Genomic DNA, 21,806 nt, shown 5'->3' on the forward strand with positions numbered 1-21,806 from the left:
TGTGTTAGCTTTAGACATGTCGGCCTCCTGTGAATGTTTGATGTTCAACAAACAGTGTGGCTCTGGTTTTGCTAACCCACGAGAAAACACGGAGGCCGACATCTGCACAGGGAATCATTATGTCTAGGCATGAGAGAGAGTATGAGCATTTTAAGAAAAATAGGAATCATGTTGGGGTTGGTAGCTGCTAGTTCAGCATCTGCAATTGAGCCACCTGTAGACTTGAACAAGCCAGTAGAAAATCCGGCCCTTGTTGCAGCTATTTTAAAACACCAAAAGGTAGGTTCAAATGAAACAGCCACTGAACTATTCGAGGCCTTAAAAATTTCTGTATTTCTAGTAGGCATGATCACAGATAAACCAATAGAAAATGAGGGTGGCTACGCCACCTTCAAAAAAGGTGATCACCTTGGCCTTATAACAGTTCTTGATAATTCCGATAAAAGCCTGTTGGGCTTATTCACAGATCATGCTGAACTACAAAAGTTTACCAACCAGGCCACATCAACGTTGGTTATGCCTACCAAAATGGCGCTTGAAGCAACGTTACAGCATGGTTATTCCGGGGTAGTTATCAACCCCGCAGGTCAAGCATCATTGCGCCTTGATAAAGAATTTATTATCACAATCATGGAGCAATTTCAGTAATGCCTAACAAGGCCAAGCACATCGCGCCTTCAGCGCTGGACTCGCAACAAGTTGCTCGCCTGTGTTGGCGGCGTTATGTTTCCAAGTTACCCAAACAAAGGAGAACGATATGGGTGTCAAAGTAGCTAAAAAGTATTTGCAACAAGATAAATACAATTATGTCTGGACGAGAGATAAAGGCGACGGCGAATATGCGGGTGTTCTCGATCAAATAAAGATTGACAAGGATGAAGGCTATGAAGTGCTTTACTTTGTGCAAAAATTTATGAATAAGCATGGCCTCAAAACCTCTGGGGATGTTAAAAAAGTAGAGGATGCACTGCATCATCCAAGCCTAAGCTCCGAAGTAATGAGAGATAAGTTAATTTCCGCAGTTGAGACGTTGCTTGACCTATAAACATAAGGTAAAGATGGGACATCCAAACCTTTTTGCGCTTTTGTGCCTGTCTGACTAGGCTTTGAGTTATCCCCTTTTGCCTGCCGAGGCTTGCCATGACTACTGCTCGTCGCCAGTTGATTGATGCCGAAAGTACGCCCTTCTACCACGTGATTAATCGCTGTGTCCGAAGGGCGTTTTTGTGTGGCGAAGATGTGCTCACCGGGCGCAGTTACGAGCACAGGCGTGGCTGGATAGTCGATAAAATCAGGCGGTTGTCGTCGGTATTCTGCATTGATGTCTGTGCTTATGCTGTGATGTCGAATCACTATCATCTGGTACTGAAAATCGACCTTGCCGCTCAAAAGGGCCTGTCTCCATTTGACGTGGTTGCACGCTGGACGACGCTGTTTGCGGGCAATGCCATTGCGACAAGATTTCTTAAAGGCGATAGCTTGTCCGAAGGCGAGCGAATGCTGCTCGACAGCCTGATTGCCGAATGGCAAGAGCGACTTGGCAGTGTGAGTTGGTTTATGCGCTGCCTCAATGAAGAGATTGCCCGTAAAGCCAATCGGGAAGATGGCTGCAAAGGGGTATTCTGGGAAGGGCGCTTTAAGTCTCAGGCACTCCTGGATGAGCAGGCGCTGCTTGCCTGCATGATGTATGTGGATTTAAATCCTATTCGTGCGGGTATTGCAGACTCGCTGCAAGGGTCTGATTACACTTCGATTCAGGAGCGGATTGAAGCGCTTGCGCAACAGAAGCCAGTTCGTGTGTCACTCAAACCTTTACTGCCTTTCGATGGTGCGGCCGTAGCTGCCGGGCAAAGCGGTATTCCGTTTCACTTTGCCGATTATCTGGCATTGATTGACTGGACCGGTCGTGCTGTGCGCGAAGATAAGCGTGGCTTTATTGATGGCACCCGCCCCAAGCTGCTCACTGAACTGGGTATCAGCGAGGATGCCTGGGTCACTTCCGCCAAAGAATTTCGCCGCCAATACAGCGGCATCAGCGGTAGGTGGAATGCCATGTGTGCCATGAAAGCCAAATCCGGTGGTAAATGGTGTCGAGGCAAGCAGCAGAGTGAAGCACTGCATCCAGGCTAAGCATCCTGTCCCTGATTGAGGCGTTGTTGCCTTAATAGTTGAACCTTCTGCACCTGACACGATCAGATCCTGTGAATAACACACCGGAATCGATACAAGATGGGCAAATCCAAGCATCGCATCACCAATTGGCCGGAATATAACAGAGCCTTGACCAAACGAGGCTCACTGACGTTTTGGATAGACGAGCAGGCTATGAGCCACTGGTGCTGCACCGAACACCATGGTGGCCGAGGCCGGGGATTTCAGTACAGCGACACTGCGATTGAAACCGCATTGATGCTCAAGAGCCTGTTCAATCTCCCCTTGCGGGCACTGGAAGGTTTCATCAACTCGGTATTTGGCTTAATGAACGTTCCCCTGGCGTCACCCGGTTACAGCTGCATCAGCAAGCGCGCCAAGACTATCGAGATTAACTACCGCAATCCCAGCCGAGGGGCGATTGCTCACTTGGTTGTCGATGCCACGGGCCTAAAAGTATACGGCGAAGGCGAGTGGAAAACCCGTAAGCACGGCAAGGAAAAGCGCCGTACCTGGCGTAAACTGCATCTGGCGGTGGATGCCGCCACGCATGAAGTGATAGCTGCCGAGTTCAGCTTGGAAAGTGTGGCCGACAATGAGGTCCTACCGACCTTGTTAAACCCACTGAGACGCAAGATTAACCAAGTGTCAGCCGATGGCGCTTATGACACTAAAGCCTGTCATAAACTGCTGAAACGCAAAGGCAGCAAGCCCACTATCCCGCCCAGGAAAAATGCGGGTTACTGGGAGGACGGTCACCCTCGAAATGAGGCCGTCAAGGCGCTGAAAAGTCATGCGCTACAGCAATGGAAGAAAGACAATGACTATCACCAACGCTCTTTATCGGAAACGGCCATGTACCGCTACAAGCAACTCATCAGCCCGAAATTGAGCCTGCGGGATTACAATGCCCAGGTCGGCGAGGCATTGGCTGGAGTGAAGGTGATGAACAAAGTCATAGGACTGGGTATGCCCGTTCGTCAGGTGGTCAATTGACACCGCAAACCTTGATGGGGACAGGCTTGCCTGCAAATGATTTGATCAACAAGGCCCCTGATTGAGGTATTTTTACGACGACTGAGGTTTATCAGGGCGTTGTTGCACTCAATCTTTGGCGCATTAGCCATCTCAATCCCCGACAACCTTATCTTTGATGCGTTTGCTACCCCGTGACTCATGAGTCAGGGACTGACGGACTCTGTTCGGGATGTTTTATTACCGGGTAAAAGTGTTTAGGCTGTCCTCATAGTCCGCCTCCTCATAGTCCGCCAAAAAAGGTTGACCACTACACAATGTCGGCCTCCTGTGAATGTTTGATGTTCAACAAACAGTGTGGCTCTGGTTTTGCTAACCCACGAGAAAACACGGAGGCCGACATCTGCACAGGGAATCATTATGTCTAGGTATTTGGAGGCAACATGAGAACAACTTTGTTGATTATTTTCACTGCTTTATTGGGTGGTTGCTTGGGGATGCCTGAATCAGTAAAACCCGTAACTGGGTTCGAATTGAACCATTATTTGGGTAAATGGTATGAAGTAGCTAGGCTTGACCATTCATTCGAAAGGGGCTTAAGTCAGGTTACTGCGGAATATAGTGTTCGAAATGATGGTGGTATTTCGGTTCTTAATCGCGGTTATTCCAAAGAGAAAAAGAAATGGAAAGAAGCTGAAGGCAAAGCTTTTTTTGTAAATAGTCCGACGGATGGTTATCTGAAAGTTTCATTTTTCGGCCCATTTTATGGCTCTTACGTTGTGTTTGAGTTAGATCGTGAAAACTACAGTTATGCCTTTGTTTCTGGTCCGAATACGGATTATCTATGGTTGCTTTCACGGACACCGTCTGTCGCTCCAGAAGTCATAGAAAAGTTCGTTCGAATGTCGAAAGAGCGGGGCTTCGATACAAGCCGACTCATTTATGTTCAGCAGCAATAAATACCAAAAACGGTTTAAGAGGGACTGTCAACGCGTGGCGGTTTTTGTTCAAATCGGCATTTGTGATTACGGTTGTTATTTTAGGTTCAGTGTTTTGCGTTGTCAGCCCCTTAACCGGGCGCTGATATGATACCCCCTGTCAATAGGTACCAAGGTGTCAGTGCCGGACATTAAAAAGCCGGCAAGGACACCCTGGTGAAATGCCTTTGGCAAGTAAGTGTCGGCGGTTGACCTTGCGCTCACTGCTGACACTGGTCGGCGGGTTTCTTTTTCGGTAAACAGCGCAGCGGCCGCTGCCGGGAAGTCTTGAATTGACGTTGTCTGGCATAGTTGGTGATATTTAACGGATTTTAGCTTATAGAGTCAGCCGGCGCTGCAGCATGCCGGCCGGCATCTAGCTCTCCTGTGAGTCTTCCTGTGGGCCGGTCTTATAGCGAAAGTTCATGCTGATCACGACCCGGTAGTCGTCCGACAGGTTCTTGGTGACGAAGTGGGGCAGGCAACTGTCGAACAGCACAAACTTGCCTTCCTCGGCAGGGACGGTTTCGTGCCCGACCAGGTAGGGATTAAGGTTGTACTGGAACACCAGGTCGCCCGAGTCCGGCGGCACAGAGACGTAAAAGGCGGCGCTGACCTTGGCGCCTTCCTCGTAGTTTTCGCCGCTGGCGTGGTCGTGGACATTGGTGCTTTCGCCCTTGCCATGGACCACGGACCAGTAGGCCGTATTGGGATCGAAGCCTTGCTGATTCTGCCAACACAGCTCTATGTCTTCGTCGAAGGCCATTTTCCAGCGTTGGCACAGCAGGCGGGCGAGTTTCTGCACCTCAGGGGTGAAGTTGATGCGCACATCTTCCCTGCGGATGCTCTTCAGATCGGGATCCATGAAACGCCCGGCGTGAAAGTTTTGCAGTATCATGTCCTTGAGGTGTTGGGTGTCGACCTCAGGCAGACACCCAACCAGATACTCAACTTTGGTGAGGGTTTTAATTTCCATATCCGTCCGGGAGTTGGCCGTAGTCCACCTGATAGAAACCCGAAGCGTGCATCTCTACCGCACCTGCATAGGGGGTCTGCAACACTTCCTGCGCCATCACGCCCGTGTGCCAGCTGGGGTCGCCCAGATAGGTGAAACGATACCAGTTCAGCCCGGATGCGTGCCCGATCAGGGAGATGTTTTCTTTCAGACGTAGGTCGGAAAAGGCTTTCTTGACAGATTTTGCTGTCTTCTTGGTGGATTTGCTCACGCTCTTGGCGCCACTGTCGACGGCCTTGGTGCCGCTGTTCACCGCATTGCTGCCCGCATTGGCGGCCGTGTTGGTGGCGCTTTCCGCTTGATTGGCTGCCTGATCGGCTGCGGCCTGGGCATCCTTCGCCGCCTGCTCGCTGTCCGACGCCACCTGGCCGGTATCGACTGTCACAGAGACATCAGCCCCCAGCCCCAGGCCCGCGGCAACATCCCCGGATACGCCCACTGTGGCTTCACCATTTTGATAGGTCGCCTGTGCGCCGCCGCCCACACCCACTTGGTCGCCGGCGGAGACCCCGCCGCCGCCCGTTGCCGAGACGCCACTGACCCCGGCCGTGGCTTCACCATCCACCCCGGCGGCGGTGCCCGCAAACGCGTCACCGGAGGCGGCCACGCCGTGATCCCCTGCCTGTACCGAGCCCTCGGCACTGACGCCCGACTGCGCATAGGCAGAGCCACTGCCACTGGCGCCAATCTCACCTATCGGGGTGTCGGTAGAAGCATGCCCCTCGGCGTTGGCCTCCGCCTTCGTCATATCCGATGCGCCGGCCTGCGCCGAGACATTATTGCCGGACACCCCGGCGCCGGCACTCGCCTGTTGCCCGGTTTCTATGCCAATGCTGGCACTGCCACCGGCATTCTCATTGCCGCCGGAGGCGCCGGTTCCTACTCCTACTGTGTTGTCGTACTCAGCGGATGCTTGAGTCGTGTTGTTATCTGTCATTCCATGTACTCCTTGTTCCTTGAATAGGACAGAAACGAGACACGCTCATCACTGTCGCTCCTATGACTGTATGCGACGTTTGCCGATTCGTCCATTGAGAAGGTTAGACAGTGAGTTAGCCTTGGTTGTCGCGGTGCGTTGTGAGGGGGGATTTTCCATCCAGGCGGCCATACCCTGGAGAGTGGCCTAACGGCGCAGATGCAGCGCCGGGCCAGGCAGGGTGGTCGGAATAGGGGCTGTTTTACCTATGGGAGGAATGGGTTTTGCGCTTGGGGGCTGCCCAAGCTTAACTTCAGCCGAGGCCGGTCTACAGCTGCACAGTGAAGATCACATCCTTGCCGGCGGTGACGCCGCCCTGAGCCTTGTCCAGGTGTTGTATGTCTTCCATGTTGGCCAGCACCACAGGGGTGAGCAGGCAATCGACATGGGCCTGCAGATAGTCGAGATCGAATGCCAGTATGGGATCCCCGACCTTGACCTTCTGGCCTTCTTCGGCCAGACGCCGAAAGCCATTGCCCCTGAGTTCGACCGTGCCGACGCCGACATGGACGAATAGCTCCAGTCCTTGGGAAGACTCTATGCTGAAGGCATGGTTGGTCTCGAAGATCTTGCCTATGGTGCCGTCAATCGGCGCCAGCACCAACTCGCCCTTGGGGGCGATGGCCACGCCGTCGCCGACTATCTTCTCGGAAAACACCACATCCGGTACTGTCTCTATGCTGACTATGTCGCCCGACAGCGGGGCAAATACCTGAACCCCGCCAACCAACTGGGTTTGGCCGGAAACCAGGCGCCTGATACGGCTTAAGAATCCCATGAATACGCGTCCCCTATGTTATTATTTTCGTTATCAGCATATGTGTTTTCAGCTGAAAGCATACTGAATAAAGGTCTTTATTTATAGCTTGTTATGCATTGTTTCAAGGTATCTATCCTGTCCATGGACAGGGCACTCTGTGCCAGGGCGCGAAAATCACAGAAACGGCCATTGCAGAGGGTGGATTTTACCTCCAACAGACTGCTCAGGTTGATGCTGAGTTCATCCAGCCCCATGCCTATGAGCAGTGGCACTATGGCGGGATCGCTGCCGAATTCGCCGCATAAAGACACAGTGACCTTGGCCTGCTTGGCGGCTGTGATGGTCATCTGAATTAACTTCAGCACCGCAGGGGAGAGGGCCGGGAAATCCCGGCTCAGTTGTGGATTGCTCCTGTCGGCCGCCATGGCGTATTGGGTCAGATCGTTGGTGCCTATGCTGACAAAGTCGAGCAGGGGCAACATGCTGGGCAGGTTGAGCACCGCCGCCGGGGTCTCGACCACTATGCCGAAGCTGAGATCGCCATAGCCTTTCTCTTCTTCGTTGAGGGCCGTCTTGCAGTCCTCCAGCAATTTGAAGACCTGCTCGAGCTCTTCGAGCTGGTTGACCATGGGAAACATCAGCCTGATGGGGCCATGATTGGCCGCCCTGAGTATGGCGCGCAGCTGGGTGGTCAACAGCTCGGGATGGGCGAGGGCATAGCGTATGCCCCTGAGGCCCAGTGCCGGATTGTCTTCCTGTGGCAGTTGCAGACAGGGCAACTCCTTATCCGCGCCTATGTCCAAGGTACGAATGGTGAAGATCTTGCCCTGGAGGGCGTGCAGCGCATCACAATAGAGGCTGTACTGGGCCTTCTCATCGGGCAGGGATTGGGCGTTCATCAGCATGAATTCGGTACGGAACAAGCCAATGCCATCGGCGCCGGCGGCGGCAACCTGAGTGATGTCGTTGAGATTGCCGACATTGGCGAGCAGGGCGACCCAGTGGCCATCCCGGGTCAGCGTCGGCTTGTCCTTGAAGGACTCCAATGCCCGACGGCGCTCGGTTTCCAGCTTGTTTTTAGCCAACAGTTGCGTGCGCTGCGCCGCATCCGGGGCAATATACAGGCTGCCGGCGAGGGCATCGAGTATGAGATCGCAGCCATCCGGCACGCGCTCCATCTCAAATTGACAGTTGAGCAGTGCAGGTATCCCGGCGGCCCTGGCGAGGATGGCGGTATGGCTGTTGAGGCCGCCGGTCTTGAGCACTATGCCCTCTAGGTGTTGCAGCGGCAGCATGGCAAATTCCGCCGGGGTGAGATCTTCGGCCAGTATGATGCTGGGTTTATTCAGGCCGGACAGATCCCAACCCAGTCTGCCATTGATGGCCGCCACCAGGCGCCGGCTCAGGCAGCGGACATCCAGGGCCCTGTTGGCCAAATAGGGATCGTCGAGCGACTCGAGTTCGCTGGCCTGGCGGGCGAAGATATGTTCGACGGCCACACTGGCGGAAAATCTCAGCCGGCAGATGGCATCGTCTATCTGGGAAATGAGCTCCTCGTCTTCGAGCAGCAGGAGATCTGCGTCTATGAGCTGGTAGTTGTCACAGTCCTCACTCAGCAGCGCCTGACCGCTGCGCAGCTGATGCTTGAGCAGCTCGAGTGCCTTGGTGAACTTGGCTCTGTGCAGGGGAATGCGGGCGGCGGATAAGGGGCGATAATCCAGGCGGTGCTCGGCATGGTTCAGGTGCAGTGCCTGACCGAAGCCTATCCCGGGGGACACAGATATGCCGGAGACAGCATTGCCCGCGGCTGAATACTCTGGCGTTGGGCTTACTGGCACCGAGCTTTCAGGCACCGGGCTTTTCGAGGCCGACTTTCCTGAAGCAGACTTTCCTGAAGCAGACATGGACTTTCCTTGCATCAACTTAAGGTGATCAGCAGGGCAGAGACTTTTTCGACCGCTTCTTCGGCCCGCTCGCCCTCGGCGAAGACTTTGACAGTGACCCCATGGTACAGCCCCAGGGTCTGCAGCTTAAACAGGCTCTTGGCACTGGCCAGCTTGCCATTGCACTCGACCAGCACGTCACAGTCAAAGCTCTTGGCTTCCTTGACGAGCAGGGCCGCCGGCCGGGTATGTATGCCGTGTTTGGCTGTGATAGTGACAGATTTTTCGTACATAAAGAGTGGACTCGTTCGCTGTGGCCGCACGGGGCCAGGCAGCCGTGATTAATATTGAATGATCTGGTACGCCTGTTTCTTCAATGCGTCTATGGCGCGCTCCAGTTTATTTTGTTTGACCAGGATATAATCCGTATCGAAGGTCGAAATGGCGAAGATGCTCACCTGGGCATCGGCCAGCGTGCCCGACACCCTGGACAAGATCCCCGTCATGGAGAAACCCAGGGGCCCGAGGATCTCCAAACAGCGCCAATTGGCTTCCCGTTCCAGGCTGTCCAGCGCCAGCGTCGAGGGCACCACCACGGATAACTCTTCCTTGGTCTTGCCTATGAAGTAAATTTCCTGCTGGAATACCGTCTCGGGTAGTACAGTCTGAGGGCTAAAGCTATGAATAGTATAGGCCTCTGGGTGCACTGCTAAGGTCATTCGCACTGGGGAACCTCCCACTGAGTCGGTCGATGAGAATAAGCTTAACACACTTTACTCCGTCTCCAAGTGGCTGCCCGTGCCGGTTAACCTTGGGCATGGCAAGGCCTTACCCGGTCTATGCCATGGGAGCCGGAGCCCAGGAGTCGGCTCACGATGGGGATAGCGGCCGGATCATTTTTGAGAGCCATTAAAAATCAATTATTTAGTCGAAACTGCTTGTTAAATAATCTAATCGATTGTTTTAATTTTGATTTTATAAGCAATTACGCGCAAGATTGACCCATCTTAAGGAATTTGGTTTTTATTATGACAACTGCACAACCCGTCACATCGGACGACATACTGCTCAAGCTCTGCCACTCAGTGTCCCATGTACTTTCGAGCACCAGTGGCAGCCAGGTGACCCATGCCGGCATGGTGCAGAGCATCAGCCGTACCCGCCTCAAACCGGATCTCGGGTGTTTCTCCATCTTCGACGGCGGTTTTTGTGGCCTGGTGGTGATCAACTTCTCGGCCCAGGCGGCCATAGAGATCTATCGCAAATACATGCTCAACATGGGCATGCCAGAGTCGGAACTGGCCTTCTCCCATACCTCGGACGAAGTCGGTAACGTCATGGGCGAGCTGATGAACCAGATCCTCGGCGATTTTATCAACAAGATCAGCAAGGAACTGCAGACCTCCATCAGCCAGAGCCAACCCAAGATGTTGACCATCAACAAGGAATTGACCATCTCCATCGATGCCAACCTGGACGAGGCGGTGGCACGCAGGGTGTCTTTCCGTACCGAGAACAACCATATTTTCTATCTCGAATTTGCCATGGACAAGACGGAGTTTATTCGTCTGGATGAGTTCGAATATGACGAAGAGTTCGATCCCGACAGCCTGCTCGAAGAGCATGGCAGCCATAACACCTCGGCCGCCAGCTTATCTCCCTGGTCCAAGGTGGCCAACAAGGGCGTGGTGGCCGACGACGATGCCGATGATCTGCTCAGCGAGCTCGGCCTGTAACACCCTCAGGGGCAGAAAAGCCGCTGTTGGGGGAAAATGGGCGGGATCGGACTGGTTTCGCCTATACAAAAAAGGTTAACTGTTTTAGTCTCTCGGCTATTATCAGGATTACAAGGTTTCTCCTCCATTATGGTATCGAAAGTGTCATCGAAAGCGACCTCCATAGATATCGCCTATCGCGCGGGTGTTTCCCAATCGACCGTCTCCAGGGCGCTGAGAAATTCGCCCCTGGTGAATCTCGAAACCCGGCAGAAGATCCAGGCGATCGCCAAGGAGCTCAATTACAAGGTGGATAAAAACGCCAGTAATTTGCGCACCCAGAATAGCCATACCCTGGCGCTGCTCCTGTGTGAAGATCCCACTAACGATGACTCGCTGATCAATCCTTTCTTCCTGTCCATGCTGGGGTCCATTACCCGGGCTACGGCGCAGCAAGGCTATGATTTATTGGTGTCTTTCCAGCAGCTGTCCAGCGACTGGCATGCAGACTATGAAGACAGCAACAAGGCCGACGGCATCATATTGCTGGGTTACGGCGACTACATGGATTATGAGCAAAAGCTGGAGCACCTCTTGGCACAACAGACGCATTTCGTGATCTGGGGCGCCGAGCATAACAATAAATCCGTGCTCTCCATCGGTTGCGACAATCGCCAGGGGGGACAGATAGCCACCGAGCATCTCATCGGCCTGGGGCGGCGCGAGTTTGCCTTTCTGGGGGATGCTTCCAGTCACAGTCCCGAGTTTCGTGACCGTTACCAGGGGCACCTGCAGGCACTCGAGCAGGCCGGGCTCAACATAGCGGCGGCCAGGCAGATAGCGGCCATCAGCACCGAAAGTTCGGGTTATGAGGCTGCCAGGCAGCTGCTGGCGTCGGGGTTGAGTTTCGATGCCCTGTTTGCCGCCAGCGATCTGATCGCCATAGGTGCCATCAGGGCACTGAAGGAGCAGGGCATTGCCGTACCAGAGCAGGTGGCTGTGGTGGGTTATGACGATATTCCCGTCGCCAGCTTTGCCAATCCGCCCTTGACGACCATCAAGCAGAACACTCAGCTGGCGGGGGAGATCTTGGTCGACAGCCTGCTCAAGCTGATCCGCGGTCAGGCGGTGAGTCCGCAACTCATTCCCACCAGCCTGGTGGTGCGCAGCTCCTGCGGCAGCGCGAGTCTCTAGTGCCTAAACGGGCATAGCCTATCCCATGGGCGTGAATGCCCATCCCACCTCTGTAGCTTGAATCCTCAGCGTCCGGCAGCCTGCTGCCGCAACAGCCGGGGTAACGCCGCCTTGGTGCTGGTGGAGATCTGCTGCAGCAGCTGAAAGCTTGGCGCCTTCAGTCCATGTAACTCCTCCAGGTCCCTGAGCATGGCGAGCCACAGCTCGGCGGTCATTTTGGCATCGGCCAAGGCGCGGTGGAATACGCCGTCGTGCGCCAGTCCCTTGAAGGCCACCAGACTGGCGAGCTTATGGTTGGCAGCCTGGGGATAGAGGCGTCTGGCCAGCAGCATGGAACAGCAAAACTCCCCCGGATAATTGCGCCTGAGCCGCGCCAGCTCGGCGTCGAGAAAACGGCGATCGAAACTGGCGTTATGGGCCACCAGATTATGGTCGCCGATGAAATCGGCAAACTCGGCCATCACCTGGGCGCAATGTGGGGCGCCGGCCAGCATGCCGTTGCTTATGCCGGTGAATTGTTCGATGAAGTTGCCTATGCCGAAACCCGGGTTCATCAGTTGCTGATAGCTGGCGGTGATGACGCCCTGTTCGATCAGCACAGCGCCTATTTCTATGGCGCGATCCCCCTGGTTCGGAGACAGGCCGGTGGTTTCGAAATCGAGCACCACCAGGGTGTCGGCCCGTGCCGGGCGGGATTGGGGAGAAGACATGGCTTGCATCTGTATGGATTGACCTGGCGGCCATTGTAAGTGTTGGCGGCGGGTGTGCCAATAATAAAGCCAGCCCTAAGGCTGGCTTTATGCGGATTGCTAATGGCTCAGGTTTATTGCCCAGGCGTTAACGCTCAGGGCTGTGCTCATTTAGGCTACTTAGCCAAGGTCTCAGATACCACAGGGTAGTTGTCCCAGACGCTGGCGTCTGTCATGGAGCGCACCAGCTTAACGTATTCCGCATGGGTCCAGGCCAGTGGCGTGGCCGAATTGGTGCCCTGGCCGCGAACATACTGGTAACGGCTGGGGTTACCGACCCCGTCCCATACCTGCTCGGGCAACATCAAGCCGGCGTTGGCGAAGCTTTCCATGCCCTGCACATAGGTACGGATCAGCTGCTGGCGCTTCTCTTCGGTTAGTTTGCCCTCGGCCTTGGCCAGTGCCAGCTCATAATGACCGCGCTCGCCGGTGAAGAAGGGCCATACCCGGCCACGCTGATCCTGGGTGTTGCTGCCGCCCTCGGCATAGTTGTTGCCGCTGCGGGTGTCTTCACCATAGCCGTCGTTGCCATAGCGTCTGAAGCCAGGGATGGTGCTGCCGTCTTTGGCGAGGAACTCATACTTGAGCCTCAGGTTGGGTTCCAGGCCTGTGTCGTCTATCAGTGCCAGGGTGTTGCGAATGAGCGGATCCGTGGCGCTGCGTACACCGTAGCGCACCAGTTCCAGCATGCCGGCATCCAATACCAGGCGTTGATCCAGGGCGGCCTTGCCATTGTTGGCCGCCAGCTTGGCATCGCCGTCCGGCAAACCATCCGGGCTGAGGCGCAGATAATAGGGCGCCGCCGGCTTGCCATCCTGTGTCAGCAAGCCTGTATGGGTCACCATCAGGGTTTCGAGATTCTGCTCCAGTCCCCTGGCGGCACTCAGGTAGTCGGCGGCGCCTTGGGGATCTTTGGCCTGTTTGGCGATATCGCCGGCGGCGACCAGGCCCGAGATCACGGCCGCTGTGGTCGAAGGTGAGTAACCTGCCTGTTCCTCCCAGCGTTCCTGCTGGGTCTTGGGCGGGGTGATCTGGCTATGATTCCAGTCCAGGTTTACCTCGCCGCCCTTGACCAGGAAATCGGCTGCGGGTTTGAGCATCTTGGCATACCAGCCGCTGATCTCCTCTTGGCTCAGCACGCCGGCCTGCCATAACTTCCAGCCGAGCATGATGGGCATGGCGGTCTGATCCAGCTGGACACCGACCCATTCGGTTTCACCGTCGACATGGGTCTTCTGCAGGAACCAGCCAGGGGTGCCGCTGTAACCCGGCGTGGCGGCGCCGGCTTGGACCTGTTTCAGGTATTCGAAGGCGACTCTGGGGGTCTGGGTATCGCCCATGGCGAGAAATGCCATGGCGCATTGGTAGAAGTCCCGCGGCCACACCGCCTTATAGCCCGTGCTGCCGACTTCGGCAGGGACCGTATCCCCCCAGGGATTGGAGAGGGAGGCGATGAGGGCACCGGCATGAGTCTTGTCTTCCTGGGCCTTGAGCACCATGGCGCTGGTGTATAACAGCTTGCCCTCATCCGCGGTATTTTTGGCCATGGCGGGCAGGGATGCCAGCGATGCCAGGTACTGGCTCCAGCCCTGGTGCTTGTCATCGCCCTTATAGGCGGCGAGCACGGCAGCATAGCCGGCGTTCAGGCTGGCGTTGGCACTCGCCAGACTGCTGGCCTTGTCTTTGCCGAATCCCAATACCAGGTTGACGCTCAGACTGGCCTTGCCGTTCGAGGGCGACAGGCTGGGGTACTGGGCCGTCATGGCGACGTTGCCTACTATGCTGTTATCCGCCGGACTGGTGCTCTGGTACCAGTGGGTCAGGGCGCCTGTGCTCTGCAGTTGTTTGAGGCCGTCGGAGACGCCGACGAAGCCCACTTGGGCCTTGACGAAGTCCACGTCGCTCCTGACACTCAGCACTGAGGAGTCGGTGGCGGCGGTATGGGCAATCAGCGCCTTGCCTTCGACGCTGGCGATATCGTTGGCGCCGCTGTTGTCTATATGGGGATTAACATAGAGATAGGGGGTGATGCCGTCTTCGAAGGCGGTAAAGGTCACCCGCATCATCAGGCTGTTTCTGTCGGGGTCGGTAAAAATATGCTTTTCTATCTGATACTTGCCTTCGATATCCTTGTTGATGATCTTGTAGGCCAGCGACTGGGGCCGGCCGGCATCGTCCTGCTGCAGGTATTCTATGCTGCTGATGATGGTGTTGTCTTTCTCTGTGTCGACGAAATCCTTGCCCTGGATAACGAACTGCAGCTCTTTGAGCTGGGCGTTATGGATCAGGCCAAACATGGTCTCAGTGACTATGCCCTGGGCCAGTGAGAACCACACCCGGCTGACGGGGTTGGCCTGGGTGTCCTGGTAATGGCCGTCGGCATAGGCTTCGTAAGAGGTGCCTATCCCCGTCTTGCCGGCGAAGGCCCAGGTCGGTGCCAGGCCCGGGGCGCCGGGGGCGAGCATCTCAGCGGCGTCGGCCTTCTGGACGCTAAGGGATTGAGTCTCGGTCGCGGGTGAGCAGGCGCCCAGACCCAGAAGTAGCGCAGCGCTGACTGCGGCGGCGAGGATGTTTCTTGTAGGCAAAGACATACGCACTCCCTAGGCACATCTCAGATGTGCTTATTCTTATTTTGGTTATTTTATGTGTTTTTTCAGGCTGTTGGCTCGATGCAGCCGGCTCTGTGGCATGGGCATGGCATCAACAGCCATGGGGCCAGCTCTAGTCGACAGTCGTGGCCAGCTCGCCGGCATTGGCATCATCCGTGTGTTCGACAAACAACACCGCCACTCCGGCGATCATCATCAATACCCCACCCGTGAGCAGGGCATAGATGGCTTGGCCATCGAACAGACTCTTGAGCAGGAGTCCGAGCACGCTGGCGGCCAGCAATTGCGGAATGACGATGAAGAAATTGAAGATCCCCATGTAGACCCCCATCTTCTGCGATGGCAGTATCCCCGCCAGCATGGCGTAGGGCACGGACAGGATAGAGGCCCAGGCGATGCCGACGCCTATCATGGGGAGCCACAGCAAGCCGGGATCTTTGATGAAATAGAAACTGATCAGGCCGAGGCCGCCACAGCACATGTTGACCGTGTGGGTGAGCCTGATGCCGATTTTCCGGGCGAGCAATGGGATGAAGAGGGCGGCCAGGGCGGCGAAGCCGTTGTAGGAAGCGAAGAGCATGCCGACCCAATCGGCGCCATCGTTATAGGCCTTGGACATCACATCCGAGCTGCCATAGTGATAAGAGGTTACCGCCGCCGTGGTGTAGATCCACATGGCAAACAGCGCAAACCAGGAGAAGAACTGCACTATCGCCAGCTGATGCATGGCCTTGGGCATGTGGAACAGATCGTCGACCACGTTGAACACCAGACCGAGCTTACTGCGCTCAGCACCGTCCTTATTACCGAGTTTGATAGCGCAGTAGAATTGCAGCGGCCCGAAGGCGAAGATCCCCAGGCTGAGGATATACAGCTGCTTGTCGAGTTCTTGGCTCCAGATGGCCAGGGTGAGCAGGCTACCCAGGGCGACCCAGACGAGCGAGGCAAACTGATAATCCTTGCCGGTGCGATGGCGCTCCAGTGCGACCTGTTGGCCGCCCTGGGCCGTCTCGAAGGCGGCCAGTTGCTCGGGAGAATATTCCTTGGTGGATATCACAGTCCAAAGCACGGCACAGAAGAGCACGGCGCCGCCGAAATAGAAGGCGTAACGCACCGAGTCGGCGATCTCGCCGGCCGGTGCCGTGTTGGCGACACCCAAATAGTTGGTCAGCAGATACGGCAGGGCGGAGGCGACCACAGCGCCTATGCCGATGAAGAAGCTCTGCATGGCATAACCCAGCGGGCGCTGGCGCTTGGGCAGATTGTCACCGACGAAGGCGCGAAACGGCTCCATGGCGATATTGATCGAGGCATCCATGATCCATAGCATGCCGGCGGCGACCCAGAGGGCGGGTGAGTGCGGCATCACAAAGATCGCCAGGGTAGTGCAGATGGCACCGATAAGGAAGTAGGGACGGCGGCGGCCCAGACGGCCCCAGGTGTTGTCACTCAGGTAACCTATGATGGGTTGTACCAGCAGGCCGGTCAGGGGCGCGGCGATCCAGAGTATGGGAATTTCTTCGATGGAGGCGCCCAGGGTTTGAAAAATCCGGCTGACGTTGGCATTTTGCAGCGCGAAGCCGAACTGGATCCCCAGAAAACCGAAACACATGTTAAAAATTTGCCAGAAACTCAGTTCGGGCTTCAAACCAGGCACTCGTTTATTATGATAGTTATCGGACATGAGACTTCCCTTGTTGATACCCAGTACTGCTGTCGTCTGAGCATGGGCTATTGTCGCGCAAAGCTGAAAAAATGGCGAATACCTGTCTCCCTCAGACGGGTATTCGCCCAAGACTTCATTTCTTTAGTCACTCACGGCTAAGAAAAGAACTCAAACAGACCGATGCCGATTGAAAACGCCGGTCAAAACGACCTTGCCTCATCCAGAACCTACAAGCGGAGGATAGAATTCAGCGGCTTCATAGTAGCGGCAAGGGTGTTTTTAGGACAACTGACTACATACGTATTCATCATCAGTCGGCAACCTGAATGAAACAGGAATGCAACTATAGGCATAAGCGACTGGCATTTTATGCTGGCCGGTGGCAGCCAGCCGTGGCGGAAATGCAAGAGCCGAGCTCAGAGGCTTTTCAGCACGTCCAGCAGGCCGCCTTCGCGCAGCAGCCGGTCAGATACGTCTATCTCCTGGAAATTCTTCTCTGTAAATTGAAGATGAGGACGGCTGAAGTTGAGCAGCACGAAACCCTTCTCCTGCTCTGCGCCAACGTGCATGCTGCGGCGGATCTTCAGGTTCTCACCTGCAACGTCTTCATCGACGACATCCTTCTTGAGGTGATAGCTGCCCGAGGGCAGTCCGCCTTCGGCGGCGGATTTCCACAGCTTGTTTTCGATGGCATCTACCATCCAGGCAGCGGCGGCGCGCGGAAAGCCGGTTTGGAACACATCCAAGCCGGGTTCGTCGGCATCTTCGGGGAACATGGCCGGTTTCTTCTTGATGAAGTAAAAATCCGTGTCTGAGGCGACTATATAGAGGGTCTGATTTTTGAATAGCAGATAGTCGAGTTTGGCTATCAGCCTATGGCCTGCGGGTAACTTGTCCGTGTGCAATAACTGCATGCTATGCCCTTTGCTCTATTGTGCTTCCAGTTCATGAGGCCGCCTTCGCCGGGAACCCGGTTGGGCAGGTGTGGCTTGCCCGGCGCAGGGACTTGTCAGCCAGAGAAGCCTTATTCCATACTTGCCCGTTATAAAGCATGCTGTGTAACAGGTGACCATAATCCAGTTCGGTCAGAGGCTTTTCAGCACGTCCAGCAGGCCACCCTCGCGCAGCAGCCGGTCAGATATGTCTATCTCCTGGAAGTCTTGTTCGGTAAATTTGAGATCGGGACGGCTGAAGTTGAACAGTACGAAACCCTTCTCCTGCTCGGCGCCAACGTGCATGGTACGGCGGATCTTCAGGTTCTCACCTGCGACGTCTTCGTCGACGAAATAGGTGCCCGAGGGCAGTCCACCTTCGGCAGCGGATTTCCACAGCTTGTTTTCGATGGCATCGACCATCCAGGCCGCGGCGGCGCGCGGGAAGCCGGTTTGATAGAGATTCAGTCCGGGTTCTTCTTCTCTATGAGCAAACATGGCCGGGCTCTTGATGATGAGGAAAAAATCCGTGTCCGAGGCGACGACATACAGGGTCTGATTTTTGAATAACAGATAGTCGAGTTTGGCTATCAGTTTATGGCCTGCGGGTAACTTGTCCGTGTGCAATAGCTGCATACTGGTTCCTTTTTCTCTTGGTTAATCAGGCCTTAAGGGGCAGGGCCGGGATCAGGGTCACGGCGCCGAGCGCCTGCAATTCCCCTATGGTGAGCGGGTCGCGCTCGAAGGTGAAGCTCTCCACTACGCCGGACTTCTGGCCTATGTCTTTGGCATAACGGTTGTTCTGATTGACCTTGGTCATGCCGTCACCCGAGAACAGAGGGTTGGCACCGAACTCTTCCTGCAGCACATGCCTGGCACGGTTCAGTGTCCGCCGTTCCGGCTCTGGGATTGTTTCGAGTGCATATTCTCTTACCGCCTTTCTGTCGTGAATATCTTGCCCTGTACTGGCATATGCGGCCATGAAGCCGGCATAGCCTTCGGAGAAGTCCGGGGTCAAAATTGTGGCCAGACAAGGTTTGTTGAAGCCTTCTTTCTCAGTCAGTTCCTGTTCGGCAAAGCCGCGCATATTGTCATAGGTGGGGATGAAGCTGCTGCGCTCGGCCTTAGGCGGCATCTTATGGGTATCTATGATGGCCAGGGTATAGGACCTGCTGGGATCATAGTTATCTATGCCGAACAGGGCCGCCAGGAGTTCGGGATCCGTATCGGCCGCCTCCGCCATGTCGAAGGTGGTGGCCCAGTAGGGCGCGCGCCCCGAGGGACGCCGAAAGCCCAACCTGCCTTCACTGGCTTTATCCGGGTTGTTGTCAATCAAGCGTATCAGGAAGCGATCATTGACGTCACCCTGCTGCGCCTTGGCCGCCAGCTCGGCATCCGTGTATTTCTGCTGGTAGCCCTGGGTGGCGATTTGCTGACGTCTCGCCGCCAGCATGCTGACAGCCTCGGCCAGGCTGTTTGGCTCCTTGGGCGACGAGGCAGGTGCGGCAGCCTTAGATTCATGGCCGGCGGCCTGTGCCTTGCCGGCGCCTGTCGTATCCGCCGGGGTTGCCTTTCTGGCTTTTCCAGCCTTGGTGCCGTTGGCGGTTTGATTGTTTGATTTAGCCGCGCCGCTGCCCGCCAGCGGCACCAGGCCGCCTTCGCCGGGTGAGCCTGCCGGTGGACTCGCCCAGCCGTCTGTCAGCTGCCAGGCCCTGAGTCTATCCGTCTGGAACAATTCCAGTACTTCCTGGGCCAGTTCCGGGCTCGACAGATGTTGCAGCTGCTGGCACCAGGGCTTGGCTTGCAAATAGAGCTTGCGCCAGATGGCATCCTGTTGCCATTCGGGCTGCAGCTTATGCAGAAAGGAACGGCCAAACAGCGGATCCTGGAGCTGACTCAGATAATCATCGCCCAGTCCGGCGCGGGCGAAGGGGCAGTCGCTGATGAGATAGGTTTTTCCCCATACATCCTCGACAGTTACGCCGTTATATTCTTGTTGTGACATCCTTTTCCTATCTCCGTCTGGAACGCTGTCGGCTCAATCCTTTTTCCGCCACTCCCTTGCCTATGGGTTGGACATCAACTCATTGGCACGGCGCATTTGTCGTGCGGCCTCTTTGACCTTACGGGCGCTTAGCTGCTCGCTGCCGAGGCTGAGGTACTTGTCGGCAAGCTGTTTGCGCAGTTGGCTGTAGGGCACAAAATCGGCCGGCACCAGCTGGGTGTAGCGTTGCAGGCTGTCGTATACCTTGTCTATGTCGTCCGCCTTGCTGCTGCCGGTCAGGCGGTTTTCCAACTGCGCAAAGGCAGTCTGATAGAAGAGGCTGGCGGCGGCATAGGGGAACTTGGGCGCTTCTCCCTTTGCGAGCGCCTGACGGTAGGCCGACATGGCGGCGACGGCGTTTTTCAGCTTGTTGCCCTGGGCTATCAGGCCTTGACTCTGTTCGGTGTTGGCGAAAATCAAGTTGCCTATGTCGATCAGTTGCTCGAGGGCGACGGCATCTTGTGCTGCGCTGGCCTGGGCGAAGGCGGCGGCAAAGGCATCGCTCTCGGCCCGATCCGGTTTTATCTGGTAAGCGGCATCGATGCGATGCAGGTTCTGCACTATTTTATAGGGATCCATCGCTTCATCTTCTGGCTGGTACTTCTGATTTATCAGCAGATTAGCCAGCTGGCTGCGCAATACGTCTATGGCAGTCTGTCTGCTGCGTGCCATGTCATTGCTCAGGGTGATGAGGAAATAAGAGTCCGGATAGAGGCTCCTCGCCTGTGTCAGCAGGCTGACGATTTTCGGGTAGTCCGGATACTCGTGTTGTCTGTCGGTGATGACATCGTCGATCTGACGTTCAAAATAACCCAATACCTTCTCGGTTTGCAGCCGCAGCAAGCCTGCTTTGATGACAGGTTCATGCCGTTCGAGTTCGGGTAGGTACGCCAGGAAGTCTTTGGCACTGGCATTGGCGAGTGCCATCAGGTCGCGATTCTTTTGCTCTGACTGGGATTGCTCGTTCTGAACTTCCTGTACCAAGGTTTCCTGACTCTGGATTTGATAGCCCAGCCCCAGGACGGCGACAGTCACTATGCCGGCCAACAGGGCCGGCTTCCATAATTTCGCCTGCAAGCTGCTGAGCAGCTTATTTATGTCGGTATTCCTGTCACTGGTGTTGAAATTCAACGCCTTATTCAAGGCCCGCCACTGAGGGTAACTCAAGTGCGCCGGCTTGCCCGCTTGTTTTTTCTGTTCCTGTGCCTTGTCCGCCGGGACCCTGTCGAAAGGGTGTTTGCTGGTCAGCAGCTCATAGGCCAGGCAGGCGAAGGAGAAGGTATCGTCGGCCATGCTGGGTACTTTCCCGGCGAGCAAATCTATGCTGGCATAGGCCGGAGTATAACCGCTGAGTGGGGCATTATGGGCGGCTTGTTCGGCGGCATAGATATCGTGGTTGAGCTGCAGCCTGTGGGCGACACCGAAATCGAGGACTTTCACCTGTCCGGCGCGATCCACCATGATGTTGGCCGGTTTAAGGTCGGCGTGAACTATGCCTACCTTGTGGGCATGGATTAAGGCCGAGGCGATCTGCTCGAGTAATTTGAGCGCGGCCGCCAGTGTCAGTCCCTTGGGTTTATAACGCTTGATGACTTGGTCCAGGCTTTCCCCATCCAGGTACTCCATCACGATAAAGTACTTATCCTGATCCGAATCGACATCGAATACCCTGACGATATTTGGGTGGGACAATTGTTGGGTCTTGTGGGCTTCCTGCAACAGGAGCTGCAATGCTTCAGGTTGGTTGACAAACTGTTGCTGCAACACCTTAATCGCGACGTGGTTTTCTTTTACCCCGGCATGCTCGAGAAAAAGATCTTTTGCCCGATAGATATCGCTCATGCCGCCGGAACCAATTTTGGTTTCCAGCAGATAGCGATCTTTGATCGTCACGCCTTCCAGAGAAATGGCCTCCGTTGGAGCAGTAGATGCTGCTGAACCGGCAGGAGTCTGTTTGATGAAACGGGTTTTGTCTGGATCTTCAGCGACCATGGGTTTCTGATGAATGGGGTTCTGCTGAATGGACTTCTGCTGATGAGTTTCAGTCTCAGTAGCCATCGCTGACTCATCCGTGGGGATGGGCTTCTTGACACTCCCTGTATCTAACATACCACACTCCTGTTATGGGGTATTCGATAAGAAATTTATTTAAATAAAAAG

20 protein-coding genes are annotated in these 21,806 nt (G+C 55.4%); 7 read left to right on the plus strand and 13 right to left on the minus strand.

Annotated features, from left to right (window positions below; all coding sequences use genetic code 11):
• Window positions 1–141 precede the first annotated feature (141 nt).
• The 5 genes from LZP73_RS13310 (at window position 142) to LZP73_RS13330 (ending at window position 4,085) form a co-directional block, all read left to right on the plus strand.
• Window positions 142–648: an SseB family protein gene (locus tag LZP73_RS13310; protein ID WP_234235504.1), complete on the plus strand. Its 507-nt coding sequence runs from the start codon at window positions 142–144 to the stop codon at window positions 646–648.
• 109 nt (window positions 649–757) lie between these two features.
• A complete protein-coding gene (locus LZP73_RS13315; RefSeq protein WP_234235505.1) occupies window positions 758–1,045 on the plus strand; it encodes a hypothetical protein in 288 nt (95 codons plus the stop codon).
• 95 nt (window positions 1,046–1,140) lie between these two features.
• On the plus strand, window positions 1,141–2,130 hold the full coding sequence (locus tag LZP73_RS13320; protein ID WP_234235506.1) for a transposase: 990 nt from the start codon (window positions 1,141–1,143) through the stop codon (window positions 2,128–2,130).
• Between the two features lie 99 nt (window positions 2,131–2,229).
• A complete protein-coding gene (locus tag LZP73_RS13325; RefSeq protein ID WP_234235507.1) occupies window positions 2,230–3,147 on the plus strand; it encodes an IS5 family transposase in 918 nt (305 codons plus the stop codon).
• Window positions 3,148–3,569: 422 nt separating this feature from the next.
• Window positions 3,570–4,085, plus strand: coding sequence for a lipocalin family protein (locus LZP73_RS13330; RefSeq protein ID WP_234235508.1), 516 nt, complete (start codon window positions 3,570–3,572; stop codon window positions 4,083–4,085).
• 394 nt (window positions 4,086–4,479) lie between these two features.
• Here LZP73_RS13330 and LZP73_RS13335 read toward each other — a convergent pair whose 3' ends face one another.
• The 6 genes from LZP73_RS13335 to LZP73_RS13360 all read right to left on the minus strand — a co-directional run bounded on the left by LZP73_RS13335 (window position 4,480) and on the right by LZP73_RS13360 (window position 9,462).
• Window positions 4,480–5,079, minus strand: a complete 600-nt coding sequence (locus tag LZP73_RS13335; RefSeq protein WP_234235509.1) for a putative 2OG-Fe(II) oxygenase — start codon at window positions 5,077–5,079, stop codon at window positions 4,480–4,482.
• On the minus strand, window positions 5,069–6,055 hold the full coding sequence (locus LZP73_RS13340) for a tail fiber domain-containing protein (protein WP_234235510.1): 987 nt from the start codon (window positions 6,053–6,055) through the stop codon (window positions 5,069–5,071). The genes LZP73_RS13335 and LZP73_RS13340 overlap by 11 nt, the downstream gene beginning before the upstream one ends.
• Window positions 6,056–6,362: 307 nt before the next feature.
• Window positions 6,363–6,872 carry a PTS glucose transporter subunit IIA gene (gene crr, locus LZP73_RS13345; RefSeq protein ID WP_234235511.1) on the minus strand — a complete coding sequence of 170 codons (510 nt, stop codon included), beginning with the start codon at window positions 6,870–6,872 and terminating at the stop codon, window positions 6,363–6,365.
• A gap of 77 nt (window positions 6,873–6,949) precedes the next feature.
• Window positions 6,950–8,692, minus strand: a complete 1,743-nt coding sequence (gene ptsP, locus LZP73_RS13350; RefSeq protein ID WP_326490356.1) for a phosphoenolpyruvate--protein phosphotransferase — start codon at window positions 8,690–8,692, stop codon at window positions 6,950–6,952.
• 80 nt (window positions 8,693–8,772) lie between these two features.
• Entirely contained in the window at window positions 8,773–9,030 is a 258-nt protein-coding gene (locus LZP73_RS13355; RefSeq protein WP_234235513.1) for an HPr family phosphocarrier protein, read from the minus strand.
• 48 nt (window positions 9,031–9,078) lie between these two features.
• Window positions 9,079–9,462 (minus strand): ACT domain-containing protein, encoded by a 384-nt coding sequence (locus LZP73_RS13360; protein WP_234235514.1) that lies wholly within the window; start codon window positions 9,460–9,462, stop codon window positions 9,079–9,081.
• 303 nt (window positions 9,463–9,765) lie between these two features.
• Between LZP73_RS13360 and LZP73_RS13365 the strand changes: the two genes are divergently transcribed.
• The gene (locus LZP73_RS13365; RefSeq protein WP_234235515.1) at window positions 9,766–10,473 is read left to right on the plus strand and encodes a DUF3334 family protein; all 708 of its coding nucleotides are present in this window, start codon (window positions 9,766–9,768) and stop codon (window positions 10,471–10,473) included.
• Between the two features lie 141 nt (window positions 10,474–10,614).
• On the plus strand, window positions 10,615–11,646 hold the full coding sequence (locus LZP73_RS13370; RefSeq protein ID WP_234235516.1) for a LacI family DNA-binding transcriptional regulator: 1,032 nt from the start codon (window positions 10,615–10,617) through the stop codon (window positions 11,644–11,646).
• Window positions 11,647–11,711: 65 nt separating this feature from the next.
• Here the strand turns inward: LZP73_RS13370 and LZP73_RS13375 are convergent, their stop codons facing one another.
• From LZP73_RS13375 to LZP73_RS13405, 7 genes are all read right to left on the minus strand, one after another.
• A complete protein-coding gene (locus LZP73_RS13375; RefSeq protein ID WP_234235517.1) occupies window positions 11,712–12,356 on the minus strand; it encodes a 3'-5' exonuclease in 645 nt (214 codons plus the stop codon).
• A gap of 155 nt (window positions 12,357–12,511) precedes the next feature.
• Window positions 12,512–14,986: a glycoside hydrolase family 15 protein gene (locus LZP73_RS13380; RefSeq protein ID WP_234235518.1), complete on the minus strand. Its 2,475-nt coding sequence runs from the start codon at window positions 14,984–14,986 to the stop codon at window positions 12,512–12,514.
• Window positions 14,987–15,116: 130 nt separating this feature from the next.
• On the minus strand, window positions 15,117–16,688 hold the full coding sequence (locus LZP73_RS13385) for an MFS transporter (protein WP_234235519.1): 1,572 nt from the start codon (window positions 16,686–16,688) through the stop codon (window positions 15,117–15,119).
• Window positions 16,689–17,086: 398 nt separating this feature from the next.
• On the minus strand, window positions 17,087–17,584 hold the full coding sequence (locus tag LZP73_RS13390) for a hypothetical protein (protein ID WP_234235520.1): 498 nt from the start codon (window positions 17,582–17,584) through the stop codon (window positions 17,087–17,089).
• A gap of 171 nt (window positions 17,585–17,755) precedes the next feature.
• Window positions 17,756–18,238, minus strand: coding sequence for a hypothetical protein (locus LZP73_RS13395; protein WP_234235521.1), 483 nt, complete (start codon window positions 18,236–18,238; stop codon window positions 17,756–17,758).
• A 25-nt stretch (window positions 18,239–18,263) separates the two neighbouring features.
• The gene (locus LZP73_RS13400) at window positions 18,264–19,607 is read right to left on the minus strand and encodes a hypothetical protein (RefSeq protein WP_234235522.1); all 1,344 of its coding nucleotides are present in this window, start codon (window positions 19,605–19,607) and stop codon (window positions 18,264–18,266) included.
• Between the two features lie 60 nt (window positions 19,608–19,667).
• Window positions 19,668–21,755 carry a serine/threonine-protein kinase gene (locus tag LZP73_RS13405; protein ID WP_234235523.1) on the minus strand — a complete coding sequence of 696 codons (2,088 nt, stop codon included), beginning with the start codon at window positions 21,753–21,755 and terminating at the stop codon, window positions 19,668–19,670.
• Window positions 21,756–21,806 lie beyond the last annotated feature (51 nt).

This window comes from Shewanella sp. AS16, assembly GCF_021412365.1.
Taxonomy (GTDB): Bacteria; Pseudomonadota; Gammaproteobacteria; order Enterobacterales; family Shewanellaceae; genus Shewanella; species Shewanella salipaludis.